At 37.5% G+C, this 25,833-nt stretch carries 23 protein-coding genes; 15 read left to right on the forward strand and 8 right to left on the reverse strand.

Features of this window, described 5'->3' with window-relative positions; all coding sequences use genetic code 11:
- Nucleotides 1–7: 7 nt before the first annotated feature.
- The gene (locus ACK2M2_RS08745; protein ID WP_409511119.1) at nt 8–1,315 is read right to left on the reverse strand and encodes an MFS transporter; all 1,308 of its coding nucleotides are present in this window, start codon (nt 1,313–1,315) and stop codon (nt 8–10) included.
- A gap of 138 nt (nt 1,316–1,453) precedes the next feature.
- Nucleotides 1,454–2,101, reverse strand: a complete 648-nt coding sequence (gene trhA, locus ACK2M2_RS08750) for a PAQR family membrane homeostasis protein TrhA (protein ID WP_419347568.1) — start codon at nt 2,099–2,101, stop codon at nt 1,454–1,456.
- A gap of 99 nt (nt 2,102–2,200) precedes the next feature.
- On the opposite strand from trhA, the gene ACK2M2_RS08755 reads away from it, so the two are divergent.
- Complete coding sequence (locus ACK2M2_RS08755; RefSeq protein ID WP_419347571.1) at nt 2,201–3,421, forward strand: class I SAM-dependent methyltransferase; 1,221 nt, start codon at nt 2,201–2,203, stop codon at nt 3,419–3,421.
- An 81-nt stretch (nt 3,422–3,502) separates the two neighbouring features.
- On the opposite strand, the gene ACK2M2_RS08760 is transcribed toward ACK2M2_RS08755, so the two are convergent.
- Nucleotides 3,503–4,204, reverse strand: coding sequence for a hypothetical protein (locus ACK2M2_RS08760; protein WP_419347572.1), 702 nt, complete (start codon nt 4,202–4,204; stop codon nt 3,503–3,505).
- Between the two features lie 140 nt (nt 4,205–4,344).
- Between ACK2M2_RS08760 and ACK2M2_RS08765 the strand changes: the two genes are divergently transcribed.
- A complete protein-coding gene (locus ACK2M2_RS08765; protein WP_419347574.1) occupies nt 4,345–4,779 on the forward strand; it encodes a GNAT family N-acetyltransferase in 435 nt (144 codons plus the stop codon).
- A 115-nt stretch (nt 4,780–4,894) separates the two neighbouring features.
- Here the strand turns inward: ACK2M2_RS08765 and ACK2M2_RS08770 are convergent, their stop codons facing one another.
- The 3 genes from ACK2M2_RS08770 to ACK2M2_RS08780 form a co-directional block, all read right to left on the reverse strand.
- Nucleotides 4,895–5,161, reverse strand: coding sequence for a hypothetical protein (locus ACK2M2_RS08770; protein WP_419347576.1), 267 nt, complete (start codon nt 5,159–5,161; stop codon nt 4,895–4,897).
- Between the two features lie 319 nt (nt 5,162–5,480).
- Nucleotides 5,481–7,613, reverse strand: coding sequence for a 3-hydroxyacyl-CoA dehydrogenase NAD-binding domain-containing protein (locus tag ACK2M2_RS08775; RefSeq protein ID WP_419347578.1), 2,133 nt, complete (start codon nt 7,611–7,613; stop codon nt 5,481–5,483).
- An 11-nt stretch (nt 7,614–7,624) separates the two neighbouring features.
- Entirely contained in the window at nt 7,625–8,830 is a 1,206-nt protein-coding gene (locus tag ACK2M2_RS08780; protein WP_409511126.1) for an acetyl-CoA C-acetyltransferase, read from the reverse strand.
- 229 nt (nt 8,831–9,059) lie between these two features.
- Between ACK2M2_RS08780 and ACK2M2_RS08785 the strand changes: the two genes are divergently transcribed.
- Nucleotides 9,060–9,281, forward strand: a complete 222-nt coding sequence (locus ACK2M2_RS08785) for a hypothetical protein (RefSeq protein ID WP_409511127.1) — start codon at nt 9,060–9,062, stop codon at nt 9,279–9,281.
- Between the two features lie 555 nt (nt 9,282–9,836).
- Here ACK2M2_RS08785 and ACK2M2_RS08790 read toward each other — a convergent pair.
- Nucleotides 9,837–10,424, reverse strand: a complete 588-nt coding sequence (locus tag ACK2M2_RS08790) for a peroxiredoxin (protein ID WP_419347581.1) — start codon at nt 10,422–10,424, stop codon at nt 9,837–9,839.
- Between the two features lie 147 nt (nt 10,425–10,571).
- On the opposite strand from ACK2M2_RS08790, the gene ACK2M2_RS08795 reads away from it, so the two are divergent.
- The 7 genes from ACK2M2_RS08795 to ACK2M2_RS08825 all read left to right on the forward strand — a co-directional run bounded on the left by ACK2M2_RS08795 (nt 10,572) and on the right by ACK2M2_RS08825 (nt 16,901).
- On the forward strand, nt 10,572–11,300 hold the full coding sequence (locus ACK2M2_RS08795; protein WP_419347653.1) for a lipase family protein: 729 nt from the start codon (nt 10,572–10,574) through the stop codon (nt 11,298–11,300).
- A gap of 94 nt (nt 11,301–11,394) precedes the next feature.
- Nucleotides 11,395–12,723, forward strand: a complete 1,329-nt coding sequence (bioA, locus tag ACK2M2_RS08800; RefSeq protein WP_419347584.1) for an adenosylmethionine--8-amino-7-oxononanoate transaminase — start codon at nt 11,395–11,397, stop codon at nt 12,721–12,723.
- Nucleotides 12,720–13,880, forward strand: a complete 1,161-nt coding sequence (locus tag ACK2M2_RS08805; RefSeq protein ID WP_419347586.1) for an 8-amino-7-oxononanoate synthase — start codon at nt 12,720–12,722, stop codon at nt 13,878–13,880. The genes bioA and ACK2M2_RS08805 overlap by 4 nt, the downstream gene beginning before the upstream one ends.
- Nucleotides 13,881–13,890: 10 nt before the next feature.
- The gene (gene bioC, locus ACK2M2_RS08810) at nt 13,891–14,691 is read left to right on the forward strand and encodes a malonyl-ACP O-methyltransferase BioC (protein WP_419347589.1); all 801 of its coding nucleotides are present in this window, start codon (nt 13,891–13,893) and stop codon (nt 14,689–14,691) included.
- Nucleotides 14,688–15,329, forward strand: coding sequence for a dethiobiotin synthase (bioD, locus tag ACK2M2_RS08815; protein WP_419347591.1), 642 nt, complete (start codon nt 14,688–14,690; stop codon nt 15,327–15,329). The genes bioC and bioD overlap by 4 nt, the downstream gene beginning before the upstream one ends.
- A 31-nt stretch (nt 15,330–15,360) precedes the next feature.
- Nucleotides 15,361–16,374, forward strand: a complete 1,014-nt coding sequence (locus ACK2M2_RS08820) for a DUF6630 family protein (protein ID WP_419347593.1) — start codon at nt 15,361–15,363, stop codon at nt 16,372–16,374.
- Nucleotides 16,375–16,439: 65 nt separating this feature from the next.
- A complete protein-coding gene (locus tag ACK2M2_RS08825) occupies nt 16,440–16,901 on the forward strand; it encodes a nucleoside deaminase (RefSeq protein ID WP_419347656.1) in 462 nt (153 codons plus the stop codon).
- A 35-nt stretch (nt 16,902–16,936) separates the two neighbouring features.
- Here ACK2M2_RS08825 and ACK2M2_RS08830 read toward each other — a convergent pair whose 3' ends face one another.
- Complete coding sequence (locus tag ACK2M2_RS08830) at nt 16,937–17,368, reverse strand: hypothetical protein (RefSeq protein ID WP_409511134.1); 432 nt, start codon at nt 17,366–17,368, stop codon at nt 16,937–16,939.
- A 299-nt stretch (nt 17,369–17,667) separates the two neighbouring features.
- Between ACK2M2_RS08830 and ACK2M2_RS08835 the strand changes: the two genes are divergently transcribed.
- The 5 genes from ACK2M2_RS08835 to ACK2M2_RS08855 all read left to right on the forward strand — a co-directional run bounded on the left by ACK2M2_RS08835 (nt 17,668) and on the right by ACK2M2_RS08855 (nt 25,343).
- Complete coding sequence (locus tag ACK2M2_RS08835; protein ID WP_419347596.1) at nt 17,668–19,470, forward strand: ABC transporter substrate-binding protein; 1,803 nt, start codon at nt 17,668–17,670, stop codon at nt 19,468–19,470.
- A 90-nt stretch (nt 19,471–19,560) separates the two neighbouring features.
- The gene (locus tag ACK2M2_RS08840) at nt 19,561–21,549 is read left to right on the forward strand and encodes a M3 family metallopeptidase (protein ID WP_419347598.1); all 1,989 of its coding nucleotides are present in this window, start codon (nt 19,561–19,563) and stop codon (nt 21,547–21,549) included.
- A 48-nt stretch (nt 21,550–21,597) separates the two neighbouring features.
- Nucleotides 21,598–22,536, forward strand: coding sequence for an ABC transporter permease (locus ACK2M2_RS08845; protein ID WP_409511137.1), 939 nt, complete (start codon nt 21,598–21,600; stop codon nt 22,534–22,536).
- 9 nt (nt 22,537–22,545) lie between these two features.
- Nucleotides 22,546–23,616 carry an ABC transporter permease gene (locus tag ACK2M2_RS08850; protein WP_419347601.1) on the forward strand — a complete coding sequence of 357 codons (1,071 nt, stop codon included), beginning with the start codon at nt 22,546–22,548 and terminating at the stop codon, nt 23,614–23,616.
- Nucleotides 23,617–23,627: 11 nt separating this feature from the next.
- Nucleotides 23,628–25,343, forward strand: coding sequence for an ABC transporter ATP-binding protein (locus ACK2M2_RS08855; protein ID WP_419347604.1), 1,716 nt, complete (start codon nt 23,628–23,630; stop codon nt 25,341–25,343).
- Nucleotides 25,344–25,833 lie beyond the last annotated feature (490 nt).

A 25,833-nucleotide genomic window follows, 5' to 3' on the forward strand; every position in this document is an offset into this window, starting at 1 on the left:
ATCATCTTTAGATTTGATTATTCACATCATCATTTTTAGTTTCACGAATCGCTAAGAAAGCAAGGAGTGAAAGAATAGAGGCAGCAGTGAGGTAATAACCGACAGCATACAAGCCGTATGTAGTCGCCAATTTTGTTGCAATCAATGGCGCAAACGATGCACCAAAAATACCTGCAAGATTAAAGGTCAAAGCAGAACCGGTATAACGTACTGAAGTTGGGAAAATTTCAGACAATACAGTACCAATTGGACCATAGGTCAGCCCCATAATCGCAAGACCTGTACATAAGAACAGGAATACAACAAGCGTGCTACCTGACTCAAGCATGCTTGAAAATACTAAACCGAACAATGCCGATAAAATACAGACACCAATTGATGTAGTTTTACGACCAAATTTTTCAGCTAAAATTGCTGAAAGTGGGATAAATGCAGCAAAACATAGAGTTGCTAGCAGTTGAAGCTTAAGAAATTCAGCACGTGTATAACCTAGCTCCGTTGTACCCCATTGCAGTGCAAAAACTGTGGTGAGATAAAACACCACGAAAGTACAAATCGCAGCAATCGTACCTAAAATAAGCATGCCCCAATGTTTGGTCATAACTTCTTTAAACGGAATATTCACTTCTTTTTGTTTATCGAGTACTTTTTGGAATGCAGGTGTTTCATGCAATTGCAAACGAATGTACAAACCTACAATCACCAAGGCAGCACTTGCAAGGAACGGAATACGCCAGCCCCATTGCATAAAGTCTGCTTCAGACATAAATGCACCGAGAGTGAGGAATGAGCCCGTTGCCAAAATAAATCCAATTGGCGCACCCAATTGAGGGAACATACCATACCAAGCACGTTTACCTTCAGGCGCATTCTCGGTGGCAAGCAGTACAGCGCCGCTCCATTCACCACCTAAACCTAAGCCTTGACCTAAACGACAAAGCGCAAGTAACAACGGTGCAACGATGCCAATTTGATGATAGGTTGGGAGTAGACCAATACAGACAGTCGAGATCCCCATGGTCAGTAATGCTGCCACGAGCGTTGCTTTTCGTCCTATTCGGTCACCCAAATGCCCGAATAGTGCTGCACCAATTGGGCGAGCAATAAAGGCAATGGCAAAAGTTGCAAGCGATTGAATTGTTGCTGTAGTCGGATCGGTACTTGCAGGGAAGAACAAATGCGGGAAAATAATCACTGCAGCAGTTGCATAGATATAGAAATCGAAGAATTCGATGGTTGTACCAACCAAACTCGCCATAAGTACACGAGCTTTTGAATTTGTTGGAACTTCAATTGTAGATGTTGATGACGCCATGATAGACCTTACACTTTGAAAAAGTAAAAAATAGTTCTCAAGCGTAATCTTTTTAAAAAAGGCGTAATTTCTTAAAAAAACAACGGGATCAATCCTATTTCACACATTCAGGGTCACTGAATTTTGAGTGGCAAAGGATTAAATGACGTAAAGATAGATGGATAGGAATTGTGATCCTGCCCCAATCAATACAAAAATATGCCAAATTGCATGCGTGTATCTTACTCTTTTTAGGGCATAAAACAATGCACCAATCGTATAAGCTAAGCCACCAATTACTAATAATTTTAATGCATCTGGTTTTAAAAAGCGTTGCATATCATCAATTACAAGCACAGCGAGCCAACCCATGACCAAATAAGCAATGAGAGAAATCTTTTGAAAACGATGAATGAAAATTAACTTGAATAGTGTCCCAATTGCAGCAATGACCCACAAGGCAATCAGGAGGTAATGTGCTTTGGCTGTTGGCAGAGCAATCGCTAGAAAAGGTGTATAGGTGCCTGCAATTAAATAATAAATAGCGGTATGATCTAGTTTTTTATACCAAGCTCGTTTTTGTTCATCTTGACAAAAGTGGTAAACAGCAGAACTTGAAAAGAGCAAAATCATGCTCAGACCATAAACAATTAGCCCAAAATACTGCCATGCAGGTAAATAACTACCCTTCATCAGCATAAAGCAAGTCGCAATGAGTGCAAGAATAGCACCCAAGGCATGACTGAGCCCATTGATACGTTCTTCAACAGGATCATATGTTTGTAGGGGAGAGATTGAAGTATTCATTGCTTTTGTTTTCTTAAAAATACATATGTATAGTAATGTAATTTTACCTTTTAGGTAAGACGTTTTAAAATCACGGTATATCTCCTTTAGGTTTTTGTTATGTCCGATGTGGCTTTATTTTCAGTTCAAGAACAACAATTGCTCGATGCCTTTCAGCAAGCAATTGATTCAAAAAGCTTTGATCGTCTAATTCTAAGCCAATACAAAGGAGAGTTAGAGCATTTAGAGAAAATCACTGTTCGTACAATTCTTCTGCAAAATGATACGGTGCTTAATGTATTGTATCGTTACAAGACTCAGGATGTGACTAAAAACTATTCACTTACAGAAGCATTAGCCTTAGTGAGTGAATTACTTGCACACTGTAAACAAGCGAACTTGCTGACGTATGAGCAAGAATATCAACTGAAAAAAAATAAAAAGAAAGCCATATTGAGCATGACTAAGCTAAACAATACAGTGAAAAAAGTCGATGAACAACAAGGACATGATCGTGCAAAAAATCGATTTGTCGATCAACAGAGTTACTTTTTACAGCCTTTAGGTATTACCGATGCGAAAGCACAAATTATTCCGAGCATGGCACGAAAATGGAAACAGATTAATAAATTTGTTGAAATTTTTGCAGGTGCAGTAGATGCAATTTCAACGGATTCTCGTCCCTTACATGTCGTTGATTTTGGTTCAGGTAAAGGTTATTTAACTTTTGCCTTATATGATTATTTGCAAAAAAATCATCAACAACCTTTAGTTACAGGCGTTGAACTCAATGAGAAAATGGTGAACTTTTGCCAAGATGTAGCAAAGCAGTCTGAGTTTAAGCAGTTAGAGTTTTTTCAGGGCGATGTCCGCACCTTTGAACCTGAACAACTTGATGTAATGATTGCCTTACATGCGTGCGATGTTGCCACCGATTTTGCCATTCATACAGGTATTCGATTGAATACCCAAATGATTATGTGTGCGCCGTGTTGTCATAAAGAATTACGTCCACAGCTCAAAAGTCCTGTTGTATTTCAACCAATGTTACAGTTTGGTATTCATGCGGGGCAGCAAGCAGAAATGTTGACTGATACGATTCGTGCATTATTTTTAAAAGCCTACGGCTACGATACCAAGGTCTTTGAATTTGTGGCACTCGAACATACAAGTAAAAATAAAATGATTTTAGCAACGAAGCGTAAAGGCTATACAACGCCTGATCAAGACGTTTTAGCACAGATTGACGCTTTGAAAGAAATGTATGGTATTCAACAACATTCGCTTGAATTATTGTTGAACGATATGTGGGATCAGCAGGGTATTGGTAGTAAGTGTTAATCGTTTAAGCGTGTATTTAGGTAATGATTAATTTTAAAGTTGCTCATTACCTTGATTTTCAGATTGAAAATTTATTGGGCTTTAAGGTGCGGCATCTTCTTCATCTATTTGTGTATCGAGTTCTTCTTCAGGTGTACCACTAATCTGTTGCGTGATACTGCCTGGAAAGTACTGTGATGAATCCATTTCAGGGATATAAAGTTGATCCTGACGATGGATTAAAATATGCGTTGGAAATGCTTTTTTAGGGGCTTTATCTAAACTTGTCGATAGCGTATCAATTGAACGAGCCATAAACTGAGCATCACTTTCGCTACTTCTACGTTCAGGAATGTTGAGTGTATTCATATCAAAATCGGGGATTTGACACAAAATAGGAACAAGTAAGTCATTTTGTTGTTCAGCGACTTTTCCTGAAATCTTACAACTTTGATAAAAAGAATTTTGCGTTTTGAGTTGATGTTCAAAAGCAGGTTTAATCACTTTGAAATCACTTACGCCAAATTGTTCTTCTAAAGTTGCAAACATACTCGCTGTTGGGGAAGCAAAGGTAGATAAACTCTGTTGATTTTCTTTGCGAATATCTGCTTCAGATACATTTTGGATTAAAGCGGTCATTTTGATTTGTGCATCTGGCTTGTTTAGATGTGTAGTCGCAAACATTTGAATCATGGCATTACTTAGCGCAATGGCACGAGGTTCATCAACTTTCTGTGCAGATGCAATTCCTGAGCTAAGGATAGTGCTGAGGATGAATGTATATTTTAATGTTTTAAATTTCATATTTTGAGTTAGGTCTATGTAAAAGTATGATGTAGTTCGTACTTAAATTAACACTAATTTAAAAATTGTGGCGGCTTTACACATATTTATTGTTTTTGAAATTGTAGAGTGTTTAGCAAATACAGAGGAAAAATGTGTATATGAAAGGATTAAATATTCAACATGCAGATTGGGCTGTTGTAGAGCAAGATGCACGTCATATTCGTACAGCTGTATTTATTGAAGAACAAGGTATTGCAGCAGAAGATGAATGGGATGATCAAGATGCAATCGCGTTGCATTTCATGGTTTATGACGAGCAAAAGGCGATTGCAACAGCACGGTTATTGTTAAATCACAGTGTGGGTCGAGTTGCAGTTTTAAGCCAATATCGTGGTCAAAGCGTTGGTCGAATACTGATGCAACAGATTATTTTTCAGGCAAAAATTGAACAACGTCCATTATTAAAACTGTCCGCTCAGGTTCATGCAATTCATTTTTATGAAAGTTTAGGTTTTGCTGTACAGGGCAGTGAGTATTTAGATTGTGGTATTCCACATGTTGATATGGCTATGATGCTTGATACTTCTACTTGATTTAGTTCAATCACTTTGAGTTGTACGATATATAAATAAAAAAGACCTATAGCATGCTATAAGCCTTTTTTATTTTGATCTGCGATAAGCGTAATCAAATCATTTTTTAATGTTATTAATGTGCATGTTCAGATGACGATTCTGTATGGTTCATCTGTTTCATTTCTTCATCAGACATGGCTTTACCATTGTGTTGATGTTCTGTAGACGCTTGATTATTAGGCTGAGTTTGATTTTGCTTGCTTGGCATATAATCAGGTTCATTACTCATTGCCATATAAAAAATGCCTAGAAAAAACACGCTGAGAACAGCGGCAATGAATAAACCTTTCCAACCTTTTTTTTCGTTGGCAATTTCTTGAGACTTAATGGCATCTGACATGGGAGTATTCCAGATAAAAAGGATAAGAACTAAGTAATGTTATAACATGAAAAGTACAATATTCAGACCAAAAAAATGTAAAAACTATGATTTATTGAGGGATACTTTTAGCTTAAATATGCATTAGATTCTTATATTTTTAATCTTGTGAATCAGTATGATTCATCAGCAGTAATTTGAGTGAAATGATGGTTCAAAGCTAGCGGATACAATTTTATATCGCCTTTTTTATGGTGAATCAAATTTTTTAGATGTATTTTTTAGAGATAAAAAAGGGATTGCGAACAATCCCTTTTTGTTGATTAAAAATCAAAATAAGTTAGCTGATTTTACCCTGAGTAACAGAATCTTTTAATTTCTGTGGTGCTTTAAAACGCTCACCATATTTTGCTTCAAGTGTATTGGCACGTAGTAATGCTTTTTCTAAACCATATTGATTTAAGAATTGAATTGCACCACCTGTCCACGGCGCAAAACCAATGCCGAAGATTGAACCAATATTGGCATCAACCACAGATTCAAGTACATTTTCTTCATAGCAACGCAAAGTATCTAAAGATTGAACAAAGAGGAAACGATCAATCATTTCTTGTTCAGAAATATCCACTTCTTTCGACCAATGGCTCAAACCATTCCAAAGATATTTTTTAGCACTTTCAGGATATTCATAGAAACCAGCACCAGCAGCTTTACCTTTACGGTTAAACTCGTGAATCATATGTTTTAATACATCTTCGGCAGGCGAGTGCGGTAAGTCTTTACCTTCAGCTTGCAATGCCTTACGCGTTTCATTGGTCACATGTTCAGACAGAGTCAATGCAACTTCATCTTGAATTGCCAATGGACCCACTGGCATACCCGCTTTAAGCGCTGCCATTTCAATACGTGCAGGGTGTACACCTTCTGCAAGTAAACGCAAGCCTTCATTGACGAAAGTACCAAATACACGGCTTGTAAAGAAACCACGGCTGTCATTCACCACGATTGGCGTTTTACCAATTTGCTGAACATAGTCGTATGCTTTTGCCAAAGTTTCCGCAGACGTATTTTGACCTTTAATGATTTCAACCAACGGCATTTTGTCGACTGGGCTAAAGAAATGAAGACCAATGAAGTTTGCTTCATTTCTAGAAGCTTTTGCTAAACCTGTAATTGGCAATGTCGATGTATTTGATGCAAACACACCACCATCCGTAAGGTAATGTTCAGCTTCTTGTGTTACTTTTGCTTTAAGTTCTTGATTTTCAAATACAGCTTCAATAATCAAATCACAGCCTTTTAAATCTTCAGCATTTGCTGTCGCTGTAATTAAACTTAAAACTTGATCACGTTTTTCAGCTGTCATGCGACCTTGTGAAACACGTTTATCGAGAAGTTTTTGGCTATAAGCTTTACCTTTATCGGCATTTTCCTGAGAAACATCTTTCAGGATAACAGCAATACCTTTGGTCGCAGTTGAGTAGGCAATACCTGCACCCATCATACCTGCACCAAGTACACCAACTTTCGTTGCTTGCCATTTTGCAATATCTTTAGGGCGGCTTGCACCTGCTTTAATGGCATTTAGACCGTGCCAGAATGTACCGATCATATTTTTCGCCACTTGACCTGTCGCAAGGTAAGTGAAATAACGTGATTCGATCGTCAGTGCTGTATCAACATCGACCTGAGCGCCTTCAACTGCAGCAGACATAATTGCTTCAGGCGCAGGATAACAACCCTTCGTTTTATCACGCAGCATTGCAGGTGCAATCGCAAGAACTTGCGCAACAGCAGGGGTTTTAGGATCACCACCTGGAATTTTATAGCCCTTTACATCAAAAGGTTGTTGTGACTTTGGATTGGCTTTGACCCAAGCAATCGCTTTATCCATCAGCTCTTCAATAGTTTCAGCTGTGTCTTGAATTAAACCTAAAGATTTAGCTTTATCTACACCAAACTGCTTACCCTCCATGAGGAATGGAAATGCATTTTGTAAGCCTAAAAGGCGAACCATACGCACAATACCACCACCACCGGGAAGTAAACCTAAAGTCACTTCAGGTAAACCGAATTTTGCTTTTGGATCATTGAGTGCGATACGTGCGTGGCAACCTAAAGCAATTTCCCAACCACCGCCAAGCGCCGTACCATTTAAAGCAGCGACGACTGGAAGACCTAAAGTTTCAATATAACGAAACTCTGCTTTCATCTTTTGAATCATTTCAAAAAATGGTGTTGCATCTTCAGGGCGAGCTTGAATCAGCTCGTCTAAGTCACCACCTGCAAAGAAGGTTTTTTTCGCTGAACGGAAAATGATACCTGTCATATCTGTTTCAGATTTAAGCTTTGAAACAATATTTTCTAAAGCGACACGAAAGTCACTATTCATGGTGTTTGCAGATTGATTTGGCGAATCTAGTGTAAGGATAACAATACCATCCGCATTTTTTTCATATTGAATTGCGCTCATTATTATTCTCCTTATACCAACTCAATAATGGTCGCAATACCCATGCCACCACCTACACACAATGTTGCTAAACCACGTTTTTTGCCTTGACGTTCTAATTCATCAAGCAGTGTGCCCAAAATCATTGCACCTGTCGCACCGAGTGGGTGACCCATCGCAATAGAACCACCATTCACATTGACTTTTTCCATAGGAACTTTCAATTCATTGATAAAGCGCATCACAACAGATGCAAAAGCTTCATTCACTTCAAATAAGTCAATATCGTCAATGGTTAAGCCTGCTTTTGCCAAAGCTTTACGTGCAGCAGGTGCAGGACCTGTAAGCATGATTGTTGGGTCTGTACCCACAAGTGCAGTTGCAAGAACTTTAGCACGAGGTTTTAAACCTTGTTCTTTCACTGCTTTTTCAGAAGCGAGTAATACCACTGCAGCACCATCGACAATACCTGATGAGTTTCCTGCATGATGTACATGGTTAATTTTTTGTGCTTCAGGATACTGTTGAAGAGCAATTGCATCAAAGCCCATACCACCCATCATTTCAAAGCTTGCATTAAGTTTTGCCAAGCCTTCAGCCGTTGTTTGTGGCTTGATAAACTCATCTTTATCTAAAATTAATACACCAGCTTTGTCTTTTATAGGCACAACAGATTTATCAAAACGTCCTGCAGCTTGTGCAGCAGCAGCTTTTTGTTGAGAGTTTGCCGCAAAACTATCAACATCTGAACGGCTATAACCATCTAAAGTGGCAATCAGATCGGCACCAATACCTTGTGGAACAAAATGTGATTTTAAATTTGTTTCAGGGTCAAGCGCCCAAGGTCCACCATCTGAACCCATTGGAATGCGTGACATTGATTCTACGCCACCTGCAACGACAACATCTTCCCAACCTGAACGAACTTTTTGCGCTGCCATATTGACAGCTTCTAAACCCGATGCACAGAAGCGATTAATCTGAACACCTGCAACATCATTGTTCCAACCTGCCGCAATCGCTGCAGTTTTGGCAATATCACCACCTTGATCGGCAATAGGGGTCACGCAACCGAGTACGATGTCATCAACTTTAGAGGTGTCTAAATTGTGGCGATCTTTGAGTTCGTTGAGTAATGTGGTGAGTAATGTAATCGGTTTCACTTCATAGAGTGAACCATCTTTTTTCCCTTTTCCGCGTGGTGTGCGAATGGCATCAATGATGTAAGCCTCGCTCATAGCTGTTCCTTTGTATATGACTTTAAAATTGTTATGTATTTCGAGTGTACTAAATAAAGTACAGAGTGCAATGACGAGAATGGGAAAGTCTGATGATATTTTTGGTCAATAGAATGAATTCAATTTGAAACTCCATGAATAGAACTAAAGTTTTTATTTTTGAAAAGCGTGACAATTAAACTGTAATAATTAATTGCTACAGTCGGTAAAACAGTCGGGAGTGGTAAATATGATTATTGATTTAAAAGAGCTTAATAAGCGAATTAAAGATTTTAGAGAGAATGCAGAACCACAAAAATTAATTTTGGGTTATAAAACGTATTCTAAACTCATGAAAGAAGATAGTTTTGTTGATATGTTAAGTAAAGACGTTCGAGATCCAATGATTCGGTATTATAATGAGATCAAAATTAAGCTTGTGACAGAAAAGCATTTCTTTGAAATTGAATAAAAATTTAAGAATGTTTAACTTTTTTAGGAATTGAAAATCTATATTAAGAAGATTGGTAATTGATTATGACTGAATAAAATAATGATATGATGAGGTGCTCTATGTGTGAGTGGGTGATAGTCAGTGATAAAATTTAAAACAATGATAGACTTTAACCACAAGACTGTTTTTATCCCTGTGATACTTTTACTTTTGTTATTGATGCTTTTTCAGTTGATCATACGACCTGTATATACATATATTGTTTTGCCAAAGTACGCTCTATTTAAAGCGGAAGATCCTAATAATATTATTGAGGGTTGTGCCTATTATTCAGGTAAATATAAGACAAAATATGGTGAATTCTATGAATATCATGTAGATGATTTAAATTTAACAAGTCATTCAGGGTTAACAATTGACTTCCCGTTTAAAGCTAAGCGTGGAAAGTTTGTTAATTTTTTGGAATTACAAAGAAATGAATGTATTAAAGTGAAATACATCACTATTAATTATTTATTCTTTAAAAGAAATTATATCTATGATGTATTTTATTAAAGTACATCATAGACCATTTTATTTTTTAGAAAATTTCTGAATATCCGCCAATACTTGCCCTGCATGGGTTTGTGTATTGACACTGCTGTAGTGATAAACAATAGTGCCTTGTGGATCGATAAGGAATGTTTCACGTTTGGCAATTTTGGTAATACCTAAATTACGTACAACACCAAACTGCGTTGCCAATTGGTGATTCTGATCAGCAAGAATTGGGAAATTTAGCCCTAGCTTTTCAGAAAATTTTTGATGTGATTTGACATCATCTAAGCTAACACCAAAAACTACGGCATTGTTTTTAATAAATTGCGGATAAAGTGCTTTAAATTCATTGGCTTCTTGGGTACAGCCAGGTGAATTGTCTTTAGGATAAAAATATAAGACAACCCATTTGCCTTTGTATTGCTTTAACTCATGCCATTTAGAGTTTTGGTCTTGCAGTTTAAAAGCGGGTGCAGGTTTTCCAACCCATTGTTTTTGTTGATTTGATGGATCTGATAAAATTGAAGTCTCTGCTTGAGCTGTACTATTGAACCCGAAAATGAGTAGGGTGGAAAGTAGACTGATATGACATATTTTTGATGACTTTATTTGTTGATTTGACATATGGTTACTTCCCTCAATGAGTACAATTTTATCTTAGCAATTTTTTCAAAATCTTGTGAGTGAATAATGTTATTGATATTGATTTGCAATGAATAATTGTTTAAGAACTCGATATACTCATTACAAACACACTTTTAAATTGGATCTATCTTGCAAAATATTTTACTCATTACAGGTTGGGGCGGTGGAACAAAATTGTTGGCATCACTTAAACAGGCTTTAGAAGCTAAAGGTCATATCGTTGAGTTGATCAATATTTTTAATGCTTTAGATGAGCATATTTTGCAAGAACAAGTAGAAAAAGCCAAAGATTTTGATGTAATTATAGGTTGGTCATTGGGTGGGCAACTTGCAACACTCTTGGTTGATCAAATTTCAAAACAATTTCAGCAGCAAAAAACTTTGATTACGTTAGCATCGAATCCTTCTTTTGTACAAAATGAAGAATGGCATACGGCAATGGATCAACTGACATTTCAGAACTTTACACAGTCTTTTGAACATGATGCCATTGCGACATTACGTAAATTTGGCTTTATGGTTTGTCAGGGTACAGCAACCCATAAGCAAGAATTTGTCACTTTACAAGGTTTGATACAGCCACAGAATTTAGACATTTTAAAACAAGGTTTGAATTGTTTGGAGCAACTTAATACTGTGAGTATCTTAAAAAATTATATAGGTCATCAATATCATTTGTTTGCTAAACAAGATTTTTTAGTTAGTTACAAAGTTGTAGAGAATCTTCAAAATTTCAATGCAAAGTTTTTAGCGGTTGAGTTAGTAAGTGGCTCACATGGCTTTCCTATTTTTCAATTTGAAAGCATAACTGACAAAATCTGCCAATATTTACAAAAAATAAATCAAACATCCTGATAAGTGGCAAATCTCGCAATTTATTTTTAATTCATGCAGGTTTAAGATCAGTGAATTAAATTTTTTGCTGTAGATGTTGCACATGGAGTTAAGGATGACCGATTCATTGACTAATTCATTAACCGGATTAGATGATCAAGCTTTTGATCAACAACATATTTGGCATCCTTATACTTCGATGACACATCCATTACCGACTTTTAAGGTGAAAAGGGCACAAGGGGCAATCATTGAACTTGAAAATGGTCGTCAACTCATTGATGGGATGTCATCTTGGTGGTGTGCGATTCACGGTTATAACCATCCTGAGCTAAATCAGGCGGTGACTGATCAACTACAAAATATGTCACATATCATGTTTGGTGGTTTTACCCATGATCCTGCGATTCAACTGGGAAAATTACTGCTTAAAATCACTCCGCCAAGTTTAGATAAAATTTTCTTTGCTGATTCAGGTTCAGTCGCTGTCGAAGTGGCTTTGAAAATGGCGGTGCAGTTTTGGCATGCTCAAGGCAAGGTTATTAAAAACAATTTTGTCACGCCACGTTCGGGCTACCACGGAGATACATGGAATGCCATGTCGGTTTGTGATCCTGTTACGGGGATGCATCAAATTTTTGGTTCAAGTTTGCCGAATCGGATTTTTGTACCAGCACCACAGGTGGGTTTTGATGAAGAATGGAATCAGGATGACATAGCTGAACTTGAGAAAACCTTAGCAGAACAGCATGAACACATTGCAGGTTTAATTTTAGAACCGATTGTTCAGGGGGCAGGTGGAATGCGTTTCTACCATCCTGAATATTTACGTCAAGCTAAATTGTTGTGTGAAAAATACAATATCCTATTGATTTTTGATGAAATTGCTACAGGTTTTGGGCGTACAGGAAAACTCTTTGCGTGGGAGTGGGCAGGTGTCGAACCTGATATTATGTGTATAGGCAAAGGTTTGACGGGTGGTTACATGACCTTATCAGCGACATTAACTACCAAGAAAGTCGCTGAAACCATCAGTCAAGGCGAAGCAGGCGTGTTTATGCATGGTCCAACTTTTATGGCAAATCCGCTTGCATGTGCGGTGGCTGTAAAAAGCACAGAATTACTGATTTCACAAGATTGGCAAGCCAATATAGGGCGCATCCAAAAACAATTAAGTAAAAATTTACAGCCACTTGAACAGCTTGACCATGTGCGTGATGTACGTGTTTTAGGCGCAATAGGTGTAGTCGAATTGACCTTTAATGTTGATATGAAAATCCTTCAACAAGAGTTTGTACGCCGTGGTATTTGGATTCGTCCATTTGGAAAATTGGTGTATGTGATGCCTCCTTACATTATCTCTGAGCAAGAATTAAAAATTTTGTTGGAACAAATGGTTGAAGTTGTTGAAACCATGACTCCAAATCAGGAGTATGTTGCATGAACCATTTGCTTGAGCATTTTTCAGCCCAGCTTGATGACCTAAAACAACAAGGCAATTTACGTCAATTTACGTCCAATATTCAGCAAGATCGCTACATCACCATTCAGCATAAAAAAATGTTGAATCTCGCATCGAATGACTATTTAGGTTTAGCATCCGATATTGAGCTTCGTGAACAGTTTTTTGATGAAACACCAAATGCCCAGCGTTGGATGAGTTCATCATCTTCCCGTTTATTGACAGGAAATTTCGCAGAGTATGAACAGCTTGAAGCGAGTTTAAGTCAGGCTTTTCATGGTCGTTCTGCACTATTATTTAACAGTGGCTATCACATGAATATTGGAGTTTTACCTGCATTATCTGACAGTAAAACGCTGATTCTTGCCGATAAACTGATTCATGCCAGTATGATAGATGGGATTCGTTTATCGACTGCGAAATATGTGCGTTATCGTCATAATGATCTCGGACATTTGACAGAGCTTTTACAAAAATATCATGCAGATGAACTCTTCGAACGCATTATTATCGTCACAGAATCCATTTTTAGCATGGATGGTGATGAAACCGATTTAGCTGAATTGGTTCGAATTAAAAAGCAATTTTCAAAAGTTATGCTGTATGTCGATGAGGCGCATGCGATTGGTGTTCGTGGTGAGCAAGGTTTGGGCTGTGCTGAACAATATGGCGTAGTCGATAATATTGATTTTTTAGTCGGAACTTTTGGTAAGGCGATGGCCTCGATTGGTGGCTATTTGATTTGTCATTCGATTATTCGAGATTATTTAATAAATTCGATGCGTCCTCTTATTTTTAGTACTGCACAACCGCCCATTTGTATGGCTTGGACAGATTTTATTTTTAAAAAAGTGCTGAATCTAAATGCTCAGCGTCAGCATTTACAACAGATCAGCCAAACTTTACAGCAAGCTGTGATTTCCAAAGGTTTTGATTGCCCATCAACTTCACATATTGTGCCTGTTATTATTGGTGAGTCGACAAAAACTGTAGAGAAAGCAAAGGCTTTACAAGATGCAGGTTTTTACATCATGCCTGTGCGTCCACCGACTGTGCCACAACATAGTTCACGATTACGTATTTCATTGACTGCACAAATTTCCGATGTTGAAATTGCTCAGCTTGCACAATTGTTGTGAGCTGATGGTGATGGATCGCGTGAATAAAAAATCTGAAATAAATAAATCACATGTGGCTTTGCGTTTTGCACAAGCAGGGCAAAGCTATTCAGGACATGCCGTTGTACAAAAACAGATTGCACAGCATTTATTTGAATTAATAGGTGAATATTGTCCTAATTTATTATCTCATTTATCGCTCAATATTTTTGAAATAGGGTGTGGTTCGGGTAATTTAAGCCATTTATTGATGGAAAATTTACAGTTTAAAAAACTGATTTTAAATGATCTCTATTCTGAAATTCAGCAACATTTTCTAGCCAATGCCAAGATAGAATATCTGATTGGCGATATTGAACAGCTGGAGTTTCCAGAAGATTTAAATTTGATTGCTTCGAGTTCAGCTTTGCAATGGGTGACAAATTTAGAAGCTATTTTCAAAAAAGGTTTTTTAACTTTAAATCATCAGGCATATTTTTGCTTTTCAACCTTTGGACAGCGAAACCTAGAAGAAATTAAAACCTTAACAGGGCAGGGTTTAGATTATTTATCTGTTAAAAATATTCAGCGTTTACTTGAAAAAAATGGTTTTGAAATTTTGCATATTTCAGAGCAAATTGCGCATTTAAACTTTGACCATCCGAAACACGTTTTACAACATTTAAAAGCCACAGGTGTAACGGCAACCGCGTCTAATTTTCGTTGGACGAAACAAACACTTGCAGATTTTTATCAAGATTATCAAAAATTTTCATTCAGTGATGAGTTAGGTCAACAGCAGTATCTGTTGACTTATCATCCGATTTATTGCATCGCACGGAGAATGCCATGACAGGTTCAGTTTACTTTATTAGTGGTATTGACACAGGCATTGGTAAAACTTACACGACAGGCTATTTGGCAAAATTGTGGAATGCGCAAGGCAAAAAAACCATCACGCAAAAACTAATTCAAACGGGCAATGTTGATATTTCAGAAGACATTGAACAGCATCGTGAAATTATGGGTATGGGGTGGTTTCCTGAAGATGAAATGAAGCTGACTATGCCTGAGATTTTCACTTATCCTGCATCGCCACATTTAGCGACCAAAATTGATGGTCGTGAAATTGATTTTCAAAAAATAGAAAATGCCACTGCACAACTCGCTGAAAAATATGAAATCGTTTTGCTTGAGGGAGCAGGTGGTTTAATGGTTCCATTAACGACCGATTTATTGACTATTGATTATGTGGCTGAGAAAAAACATCCTATCATTTTTGTGACTTCAGGGCGTTTGGGCAGTATTAACCATACTATTTTAAGTCTGGAAGCCATTAAAAATCGTGGTTTAGAGCTATATGCTGTTGCCTATAATCTTAAAGATGAATCACAAGATGAACTCATTTCTAAAGACACCGCAGAGTATTTAAAAGGATATTTGGCGAAACATTTTCCGAACAGTCTATGGATTGATATTCCTATAATTTGAAGATGAATATACGATAAATAAGAACTTAAGAATGGTACGGATTTATTATCATCAAAATCAATTAGCAGAGAATGCTTTAAGCAGTCGAGTGATTGATCTTAAAAAGTTCGATGAGTTATTTGAACAAACTGAACAAAATCTATTTGAATTTTTTGTTGCTGAACCTGTTGGATTTTTTAAGAAACTTTTGGGTCAGTCCTCTGCTAAATCACAATTTAGATTTGTTCATTTAAGCCGAGATGGTTTTCCTTATAGCACTTCGGAAGGTGATTTTTACTTACCTGTGGCTTTGATTTTCTATGATATTGATGATGCAAATTTTCCAAGCGAATTCTATTTTATTGCAAAAATTGAAGCACAATTAGAATTACGAAAATGTCAGGCTGGGATAGATGTTAAATGGTATCAAATCCCTGCTTTACATGAAGCGGTGACTGATTCCGCAACCATTCAGAAAATAGAACAGTCCTTTGTTGCACTGAGGCAAGAAGTTGAGCGCGTTTATAAATCAAAGCCTGATCCAAATCATGAAGTTATTGAGTCTGAAGACCATGGTGAGCTTGATAACTTAGAGCCTGAACAGAAAAATGCGTATTTAAAGCTAGTAGATATTGCACTACAGAATCATTCTAAAAGAGTAGTTGTCATTGAGCATATTCAGCAACTCAAACAAGCTGATGAAGATGGTTTTTTTAGTCCACTTGATGAGTTAATTCAGTATTTATGGCAAGAAAACATCCGATTATTTGTCAATATGGATTGGAAGCAAGAAGCTACAGATTTAAAGTGGCATTTAGAATATATTTTAAAGGATAATTGGCAGATTGAAACGCAATTGCCTGATGCAAATACGCAGTTTGGTCAGGATGCGACCGTATCAAATGACGGTGTATTTACGGTTTATAATCAGGGTTTATTGCCTCACGGATTGACCATTGGGCAAATAGACACAGATTCAGATGCTTATGTATTTTTAGTTCATCGTGTGCAGGATACGGACATAGTAAGAAAGCACGTTGAGAAAATTGGCTATCAGTATTTATAATTCAATGCTTTGAATGAAATGTGATGGATAAAGTGATGAACGCACCTACCATGAATGATGATACGATGAAAGATAGTCATTTTTTAACTCAGGCAGTTGAACTTGCCAAAGCCAATGTGGAACAGGGTGGTCGTCCATTTGGCGCGCTGATTGTCAAAAATGGTGAAGTTGTCAGTACAGGTGTGAATCAAATTTTGACGACAGGTGATCCGACTTCACATGCGGAATTGAATGCATTACGTCAGGCAACACTAAAATTGCAAAGTACTTTACTGAAAGATTGTGTTGTTTATGCGAGTGGGCAACCATGTCCCATGTGTTTGGCTGCGATGCGAATGTCTGGTATTGAAAAAATTATTTATGCTTTTAGCAATGTAGATGCTGAACCATATGGTTTATCGACAGCAAGTATTGCTGAAAAGTTACGCTTAGACCCACACGTGCAAGAGGGTTTAAGCTTTACTCAGTTAAAGTCTAGTTCAGATACCGATTTATATGCATTTTGGAAACAGAATCAATCAGTTTAAAATATTGGGTAATATGAAAATTTAAAAGACAGCTTTTACTCGGCTGTCTTTGGTAAATTTGAAATATATTTCCGATGGATGCTCATGAGAATAGGCACCAATAAAAAGTGTAATAAAAATGTAAAAAGCATGACCACAATAAAAGCGCCCCAATGACTTGAGGCATGCATTGCACCTAAAAAAGCCAATGCAGTCATTAGTGTAGGAATAATAGTTGCAAGTAAGTAACTGCTGTATGGGTGCTTAATGCAAAAATCAAAACTAAATAATAATGCGTAATTGATACAGACAAAAGCATATACTGCAATGCAGAAAAGTACACCATCTGTAGGATAATTATACTCTTGTTGAAGCATACCGCGCGACTCAAGATAGCTTGAAATATATTGTCCTTGCCAAGCCATATACGCACTTGCTAAAAGCCAAATAATGAGCAAAATGAGATAAATAAAATACTTATGTTTCATATTTAAAAATTAATTTTTATATTTTGAAGTGAATAGAAATCTTTTCATATAAAAAGTAATTAGACAATAACGACATGGTGAATGCGATAGTTTTAAGTATGATTTTTAGTATCTAATATGCGGATATCATGAGTATGAAAAAGAAAAATAGCGTAAATGAACCTTCTTTTTGACTTTTATTACTTTATTCAAGGTATAAATAGAATTGCGATAAACAACAAAATACATTCAAAGTAAATGAAGCAGATTCGTTGTGATGAAAAAATCAAGCGCAAGATAAGAATACGTTAAAGAACATAATGAGGGATAATTTGAATCGGACATTGATACAGCGTGGAGGTTGGGTTTTATTGGGAAGTGCATTGTTCGTTGGCGCTTTACCCACATTTGCTCAAAGTTCTGCCGATCCTAATAAAATTTTACGTTATGTTTTTCCAGTGGCGGAAACAGGTTTTGATCCTGCTGGAACACAGGATTTATATTCTGCACATGTACATAATTCAATTTTTGAAGGGTTGTATACCTATGACTACTTGGCATCACCATTAAAGTTAGTCCCTCGTACTGCGGTTGCATTGCCTGATGTGAGTCAAGATGGTCTGACCTATACCTTTAAAATTCAAAAAGGTATTTATTTCGCAAAAGATACTGCATTTAAAGGTAAAGCACGAGAATTGACCGCACAAGATTATGTATATTCTTATAAGCGTTTACTTGATCCAACGTTACGTTCACCGAACAGTTGGTTGTTTGATGGTAAATTTTTAGGCATGGATAAAGTACTCGAACAAGCCAAAAAAACAGGTAAGTTTAACTATGATCTGCCTGTGACAGGCTTATCCGCTCCTGATCGTTATACGCTTGTGATTAAACTGATTCAGCCCGATCAAAACTTTCCGATGCTGCTTGCCCATCAACCTGCAGGTGCAGTGGCTCGTGAAGTGATTGAATATTATCGAGATCAATCAGGCTTTGCCATGAAAAATCCTGTAGGAACGGGGCCATACGTACTTGCAAAATGGGTGCCCGGTTCACGGATTATTTTAAAAGCCAATCCTGATTTTCGAGGTTTTATTTGGGATTTTAAAGCCTCAAGTCCTGAAGATCAGAAAATCGTTAATGTAATGAAAGGCAAAAAAATGCCTCAAATTGGCGTTATAGATATTCAAGTCATGGAAGAAGAGCAATCACGATGGTTGTCATTTAGTAAAAATGAAACAGACCTCTTTGTCTTGGGGGGAGATCTAACAGCACAAGCCATTGAAAATGGTCAGTTAAAACCTGAATTGGTAAAAAAAGGCATACAACTTTCACGGATTGCCGACCCATCCATTGATTATCATTATTGGAATATGCAAAACCCAGTCGTAGGTGGTTTGAGCAAAGAAAAAATTGCGTTACGCCGTGCAATGGCAATGGCATATTCTGCGGATAATCAAATCAAAATCTTATCTAAGGGCGATGCAAAAAAACTGCAATATCCGATTCCTTATGGTGTTGTAGGCTATGATCCAAATTATAGAAGCAGTATTCCTTATTCGCCTAAAGCCGCCAATTTATTGCTCGATCGCTATCACTATAAAGTTGGTGCAGATGGGTGGCGTACATTGCCTAATGGAAAGCCCTTAGTGATAGAAATGACCATTGGAAATACCGCACGAAGTCAGCAAGGGGCTGAGTTTTGGAAAAGAACTTTGGATGGTATTAAGATTAAAATGACCACTAAAGCGATGCCTTTTGCTGAAGGGATTAAAGCTGAAAAACAGTGTAAAACCATGTTCAAAGCATCTGCATGGATTGCAGATTATCCAGATGCCGACAATTTTATGCAGTTGTTTTATGGCAAAAATATTCATGCCACCAACAATGGCTGCATGAAAATTCCTGAATATGATCGTTTATATGAACAGACACAAAAAATGCGTCCAAGTCCTGAGCGTGATGCCTTATATCGGAAAATGGCACGCATTATGGAAGTTTATATGCCTGTGCAAATGGAGTCGACACGGTATCGCAATGCTTTAGCTCAACCAAAAGTGATTGGGTTTAAAAAGCATCCGATTATTCCATCAGAATGGATGTACTTTGACCTGAAAAAATAACTGATATTCATGACTTAGATTTTTATTATGAATATTGAATTGTATGTAGTTTCAAATGAGAAATTGCAAAAATAAAGGCTTAGAGAAAAGATGAAAATGTTTAAACTCACCACCTTGTGTATGTTAACAATGGGTATAGGTCAAATAACTTTTGCTGAGCAACAACGTGCAACTTTACCTCAGTTAGATGCAAAAACGATTACGACACAATGTGATGCTCAAATTGCCACTTTAAAAGTAAAATTAGCGACATTTGCAAAAATGCCACTTCAAAATAATGCATTGGCACGGTGGGATCAAATTTTTGCTGAATTTGATGATTTTATTGGTCCTGTTAGTTTTTATAGCAATGTCAATCCGAGTGCGGAAGTACGTCAAGCCGCAGATGATTGTGAAGTGAAAATTAATCAGTATCAAACTGAAATTTATCAAGATGCTGCGCTTTATCAACAAATCAAAAAAATTAAAACAAGTAATGATATTGATGCTAAATATCGGCAAGACATTTTAAATGATTTTGAAGATATGGGAATTCAACTTTCTAAAGATCAACAGGCTCGTTTAAAAATTATTTTGGATAATTTGACCAAGATTGAGCAAGAATTCGCGCGGAATATTCGTGATAATCCTGAAAAAGTTGAATTTTCTGCAGATGAGTTAAGGGGTTTACCGAACAGTTATATTGCCAATTTAAAGAAAAATGAACAGGGTCAGTATTTACTAGGTTTTGATTATCCTGAATATTTGCCATTTATGCAGCTTGCTGACAGTGATGATGCTCGGAAGCGTTATCAAATTGCTTATACACGCCGTGGAACAGAAAAAAATTTAGTGCTATTAAAACAAGCCATAGATTTACGTTATGAGCTTGCACAATTATTCGGTTATAAAAGTTATGCCGATTGGAAACTAAAAAATCGCATGGCGCAGAATCCTGAAACGGTGAATCAATTTTTAAATGAAGTACATAATATTGTTACTCCTCTAGAGAAAAAAGAAGTACAAACCTTACGTGAGTTTAAAGCGAAAACACTTAATATTTCTGTTGAAAAAGCAGAGATTAATCGTTGGAGTGAAGGTTATTGGAGTGAGAAATTACGGCAAGAAAAGTATCAAATTGATCAAGAAAAATTACGTGAATATTTCCCGACACAGGCATCACAAGATTGGTTATTTGCAATTTCATCCAACCTGTATGGTATTGAATTTAAACCTGTCAAAGTTGAAACTTGGCAAAATGAAGTTGAATATTATGATGTAACAGACAAAAAAACTGGTCAGCTCTTAGGTGGTTTATATTTAGATAAATTTCCTCGTGAAGGTAAGTATGGTCATGCAGCTGTATGGGGAGTGCGAGGAGGAAGTACGCTGACGGATCGTAAACCGATTTCAGCACTCGTCACTAATTTTAATCGTAAAGGTTTAAATAGTGATGAGTTGGAAACATTTGTCCATGAATTCGGTCATGCATTACATGGCATATTGTCCAATACGCGCTATGCTTCACAGTCTGGAACATCGGTAGAGCGCGATTTTGTTGAGGCACCATCACAAATGTATGAAGAATGGGCACGCCGTAAAGAAACTCTTTCAACACTTGCAGATTTCTGCCAACCTGCTTGCCCTAGAGTCGATGATGCATTAATTGCCAAATTAAAAGATGTACATAATTATGGGCGTGGTTTGAAATATGCACGTCAAACATTATATGCACAGTATGATATGGCGATTCATACCGCAGATGCACTGCAAACCCAACCGCTTGAAACATGGCAGAAATTAGAAGGTAAAACAGCCTTAGGTTATACGCCAACGACAGAATTTCCAGGGCAGTTTGGTCACATTATGGGGGGCTATCAAGTTGGGTACTATGGTTATATGTGGTCTGAAGTCATCGCTCTCGATATGCTTTCAGCTTTTGGACATAACTTAAATAATCCTGAAGTGGGTGAACGCTACCGTAAAACGATCTTGTCACAAGGCGGACAGAAAAAAGCCAAGCAGCTTGTGGTCGATTTCTTAGGTCGAGAACCTGATAACAAAGCATTCTTTCAAGAAATTACAGGTCAGCGCCATTAAACCGAATTCAAAAAAGTTATTCAAAAAAATAATACAAAGGAATGAAGAATGTTGGCATATATCATACGGCGTTTATGGCAAATGATTCCCACCATGTTGGGTGTGATTTTGCTAATTTTTTTCTTGTTCAATTGGGTCGGTGGTGACCCTGCATATATTCTTGCAGGGAAAATGGCAAATCTTGAACAAATTGAAAATATACGTCAACAATTGGGTGTCGATCAGCCGTATTATGTACAGTTAGGCATTTTCATCAAGCAAATTATTACCTTTGATTATGGTGTGAGTTGGAGTACAGGCGAATCAGTTTCAGCGATTATTCTGACACGTTTGGGACCATCATTCACCATTATGATTCCTTTGGTCATATTACAAACCGTCATTTCAATCATTCTGGCACTTGCAGTTGCTTCGGTTCGAGGTACATTGACAGATCGTATGCTGATGATGCTGTGTACTATTGGTATGTCGATTAGTATTTTGGTTTATATCATTGTGTTCCAATACTTTTTTGCCTACAAGCTCGGTTGGTTTCCCGTACAAGGTTGGGGGGGAAGCTTTAGCGAAAATTTATTGAAATATTCATTGCTTCCAATCTTGATTATGTTAGTGGTCAGTGTTGCGCCAACATTACGTTTATATCGAAGCTTTATTTTAGATGAAATAAATCAGGACTATGTTCGAACAGCACGTGCAAAAGGCGTAAGTGAGCGACGCGTCTTAGGTGTGCATGTCCTACGTAATGCATCCATTCCGATCATTACGGATGTGATGTCAAGTTTACCTGCATTGCTCATTGGTGCCTTTTTAATTGAGCGTTTCTTCGGTATTCCTGGTATTGGGCGGGAAGTGATTATTGCAGTTGAGCGTAGTGATTTTCCTGTAATTAAAGCCATTACGGTTTATGTTGCTGCTGCAACGATGATCTTTAATTTGATGGCAGACCTCATCTATAAAGTGGTTGATCCACGTGTACAGTTGAAGTAGGTGAGAATGATGCTTAATATTTTCACTAAAAAAATTAATACCTCACAACAAGACTTATCATCAGGTATAAGGCGCTTGGCAATGCGTCGTTTAAAAGCAGATCGTATTGCGATGGCTTCATTGTTCATTGTGCTGAGTTTTTTCCTGATGTTGGTTTTATCCATGACAGGCTTGATCGCCAAAGATTGGAATAAAGAAGTAGCTGTGAGTTATGCACCACCGACATTCATAGCCATAGATCAAAAAGTTATAGATCGCTCAACAATGATTGAGCAAAGCACAGTAAACCAATCGAGCAATCAAATTGATTATTATGGCATTCAAGACCCACTTGCAGAAGATATGAGAGCCATAGATCAACAATTGGATGGTCATTTACTTGATCAACAAAGCGAACTGAAAACCAGCTTGCCTTTTGGTGCCGATAAATGGGGACGAGATATTATATTAAAAACCATTAAAGGTGCTGAAACTTCAATTTTAGTGGGATTAATTTCCGCTTTAATTGCAGTGGTTATTGGAACATTCTTAGGTGCAATCGCTGGTTATTTTGGCGGTTGGGTTGATGATCTCCTGAATTGGTTCTATAACGTTTTTACTTCGATTCCTTATTTACTTTTAGTCTTGGCAATTGCGGCTGTACTGCAACAAAAAGGCATATTATCCATTGTTCTGATTCTCGGGTTGACGGGTTGGACAGGTGTGTTTCGTCTCATCCGTGCGGAATATATGAAACATACTTCACGTGAATATATATTGGCTGCCAAAGCCATTGGCGTGAGTCATATGCGTCGTATGTTTGTGCATATTTTTCCGAATGTTAGTCATATTGCGCTTGTTCAAATGTCCATTTTGGTTGTTTCATTTATTAAGTCTGAAGTGATTCTCAGCTTCTTAGGTTTTGGTGTACCGGTAGGGGTCGTGTCTTGGGGCAGTATGCTCAATGAAGCGCAAAGTGAATTGATTTTAGGTAAATGGTGGCAGTTGGTGGCAGCATCTGTCGCGATGGCCGTTCTAGTCACAGCATTTTCAATGTTTACCGATGCATTACGTGATGCACTTGACCCGAAACTGAAGTAAGGAGCAGAAAGATGTCAGAACAAAACGCTACACCTTCTGTGCTACTCAGCGTTGAAAATCTCAGTGTTTGTTTTAAAGGTGAAAATAAGCAACTTACCGAAACAGTCAAAGGTATTTCTTTTCAAATACCACCAAATACAACAGTGGCATTGGTTGGTGAATCGGGTAGTGGTAAATCAGTCACAGCATTGGCAATGATGGCTTTGCTGTCTATTGGACAGTCTGAAATTGCTAAAAAAAGTAAAATCATGTTTGAAGGTAAAGACTTAATCAGTCTTTCAACTCAAGAAATGCGGGCCATATGTGGTAAAGATATTGCCATGATTTTCCAAGAACCGATGTCATCACTCAATCCTGTATTTACTGTGGGTGATCAGATTGCAGAAATCATGCGTATTCATTTGGGTTATGGGCGTAAGCAAGCCAAAAAACGTGTTTTAGAATTGCTCAAAGAAGTCGGTATTTCATCACCTGAAACGAAGATAGATGCGTATCCAAGTCAGCTTTCAGGAGGACAACAGCAGCGAGTCATGATTGCTATGGCAATCGCTTGTGAACCTAAATTACTCATTGCTGATGAGCCAACAACTGCCTTAGATGTTACGATTCAAAAGCAAATTTTGGATTTACTTGAATCTTTACGCAAACGTCGTCAAATGTCGATGCTGTTCATTACCCATGATTTGGCTTTGGTTAGTGAAATAGCAGACGAAGTGATTGTGATGCGTCATGGTGAAATTCGTGAGAAAGGCTTGGCAAAAGATGTCTTGGAATCTCCGAAAGATGCCTATACCAAGGCATTATTACTTTGTCGTCCTTCTTTATTACATCGACCTTATCGTTTACCTGTGATTAGTGATTTTCTGAAACAGCAGGATGGTCATTGGGTGGAGAGTATGACACTTTCTGAGTTGAATACAACAGATCATAAACGTGGTTTAGACGGTAGTGAAGAAATCATTCTAGATGTACATGATTTAAAAAAATCATTTTTTAACCGTAAAGGTTTTTTCGCTAAAGATGAGTTTCAAGCGGTGAAAGGAGCTTCTTTTCAACTTGCAAAGGGTAAAACTTTAGGCTTGGTGGGAGAGTCTGGTTCAGGCAAAACCACCATTGGTTTATTACTGATGCGATTGCAAGAAGCAACGAGCGGTAAAGTGTTGTTTCAAGGCAAAGATATTTTAGCGATGTCTGAAAAAGAGTTCACTCAATATCAACGTAAGATTCAAATTGTTTTTCAAAATCCTTATGCATCGCTAAATCCACGTTTTACTGTCGGACAGATTTTGATGGAGCCAATGCAGGTTCATAAAATTGGTGAAAATGATGTAGAACGTAAGCAAATGGCGTTAGATTTACTTGAGCGTGTAAGTTTACCTACGCAAGCATTTGATCGTTATCCGCACGAGTTTTCGGGGGGACAACGTCAACGTATTGCCATTGCACGTTGTTTAACTTTGAAGCCTGAAATTTTGATTTGTGATGAATCTGTATCGGCATTGGATGTTTCTGTTCAAGCACAAGTATTGAATTTATTACAAGATTTGCAGGATGAGTTTGGGTTGAGCTATATCTTTATTTCACATGATTTGGCTGTAGTAAAATATATTTCTGATCAGATTATGGTCATGAACCACGGTGAGATTGTTGAAATTGCCAATTCCGATGAGTTATACGCTTCACCAAAGCATGAATATACTAAGCGCTTAGTAAGTGCAATTTTATAAGGTGTTGTGAAAAATATTAAATTTCATTCTAACAAAAAAAGAAGCCACTCATTTGAGTGGCTTCTTTTTTAAAGACCATTTAAAAATGTCGCTTTAATTTAGAACTTTTTGAAACCTTTATTTACGACAAATGGTTTTTTCTTTTCAACTTGTTGTGGTTCGCTACGTTCTTGTTGATCGAACGAAGGACGTGGTGTACGAATTTGACGTTCACTTGGAAAACGGTTGCCACGACTTTCAGTGCTACGTGCATTGAAGCTGTTACCGCGGTTTTCCGAGTTACCTGCATTAAAGCGATTGCCACGATTATCGTTATTGCCTGCATTGAAGCTATTACCACGATTTTCCGCTGAGTTATTACGCTGAGGACGATCGCCATAAGGACGCTTATCGCCACGCTGTTCAGTGCGTTGATCGCCACGTTGTTCTGTACGCTGATCTGGACGTGGTGAACGGTTGTTAAAGCGATTGTCATTATTACGGTTATCGA

The sequence above is a fragment of the Acinetobacter sp. TY1 genome (assembly GCF_048551395.1).
GTDB lineage: Bacteria > Pseudomonadota > Gammaproteobacteria > Pseudomonadales > Moraxellaceae > Acinetobacter.

Bases quoted from the DNA above. Each gene is read 5' to 3' on its own strand.
- ACK2M2_RS08745 (WP_409511119.1), bottom strand. From the start codon at position 1,315: ATGGCGTCATCAACATCTACAATTGAAGTTCCAACAAATTCAAAAGCT.
- trhA (WP_419347568.1), bottom strand. From the start codon at position 2,101: ATGAATACTTCAATCTCTCCCCTACAAACATATGATCCTGTTGAAGAA.
- ACK2M2_RS08755 (WP_419347571.1), top strand. From the start codon at position 2,201: ATGTCCGATGTGGCTTTATTTTCAGTTCAAGAACAACAATTGCTCGAT.
- ACK2M2_RS08760 (WP_419347572.1), bottom strand. From the start codon at position 4,204: ATGAAATTTAAAACATTAAAATATACATTCATCCTCAGCACTATCCTT.
- ACK2M2_RS08765 (WP_419347574.1), top strand. From the start codon at position 4,345: ATGAAAGGATTAAATATTCAACATGCAGATTGGGCTGTTGTAGAGCAA.
- ACK2M2_RS08770 (WP_419347576.1), bottom strand. From the start codon at position 5,161: ATGTCAGATGCCATTAAGTCTCAAGAAATTGCCAACGAAAAAAAAGGT.
- ACK2M2_RS08775 (WP_419347578.1), bottom strand. From the start codon at position 7,613: ATGAGCGCAATTCAATATGAAAAAAATGCGGATGGTATTGTTATCCTT.
- ACK2M2_RS08780 (WP_409511126.1), bottom strand. From the start codon at position 8,830: ATGAGCGAGGCTTACATCATTGATGCCATTCGCACACCACGCGGAAAA.
- ACK2M2_RS08785 (WP_409511127.1), top strand. From the start codon at position 9,060: ATGATTATTGATTTAAAAGAGCTTAATAAGCGAATTAAAGATTTTAGA.
- ACK2M2_RS08790 (WP_419347581.1), bottom strand. From the start codon at position 10,424: ATGTCAAATCAACAAATAAAGTCATCAAAAATATGTCATATCAGTCTA.
- bioA (WP_419347584.1), top strand. From the start codon at position 11,395: ATGACCGATTCATTGACTAATTCATTAACCGGATTAGATGATCAAGCT.
- ACK2M2_RS08805 (WP_419347586.1), top strand. From the start codon at position 12,720: ATGAACCATTTGCTTGAGCATTTTTCAGCCCAGCTTGATGACCTAAAA.
- bioC (WP_419347589.1), top strand. From the start codon at position 13,891: ATGGATCGCGTGAATAAAAAATCTGAAATAAATAAATCACATGTGGCT.
- bioD (WP_419347591.1), top strand. From the start codon at position 14,688: ATGACAGGTTCAGTTTACTTTATTAGTGGTATTGACACAGGCATTGGT.
- ACK2M2_RS08820 (WP_419347593.1), top strand. From the start codon at position 15,361: ATGGTACGGATTTATTATCATCAAAATCAATTAGCAGAGAATGCTTTA.
- ACK2M2_RS08825 (WP_419347656.1), top strand. From the start codon at position 16,440: ATGAAAGATAGTCATTTTTTAACTCAGGCAGTTGAACTTGCCAAAGCC.
- ACK2M2_RS08830 (WP_409511134.1), bottom strand. From the start codon at position 17,368: ATGAAACATAAGTATTTTATTTATCTCATTTTGCTCATTATTTGGCTT.
- ACK2M2_RS08835 (WP_419347596.1), top strand. From the start codon at position 17,668: ATGAGGGATAATTTGAATCGGACATTGATACAGCGTGGAGGTTGGGTT.
- ACK2M2_RS08840 (WP_419347598.1), top strand. From the start codon at position 19,561: ATGAAAATGTTTAAACTCACCACCTTGTGTATGTTAACAATGGGTATA.
- ACK2M2_RS08845 (WP_409511137.1), top strand. From the start codon at position 21,598: ATGTTGGCATATATCATACGGCGTTTATGGCAAATGATTCCCACCATG.
- ACK2M2_RS08850 (WP_419347601.1), top strand. From the start codon at position 22,546: ATGCTTAATATTTTCACTAAAAAAATTAATACCTCACAACAAGACTTA.
- ACK2M2_RS08855 (WP_419347604.1), top strand. From the start codon at position 23,628: ATGTCAGAACAAAACGCTACACCTTCTGTGCTACTCAGCGTTGAAAAT.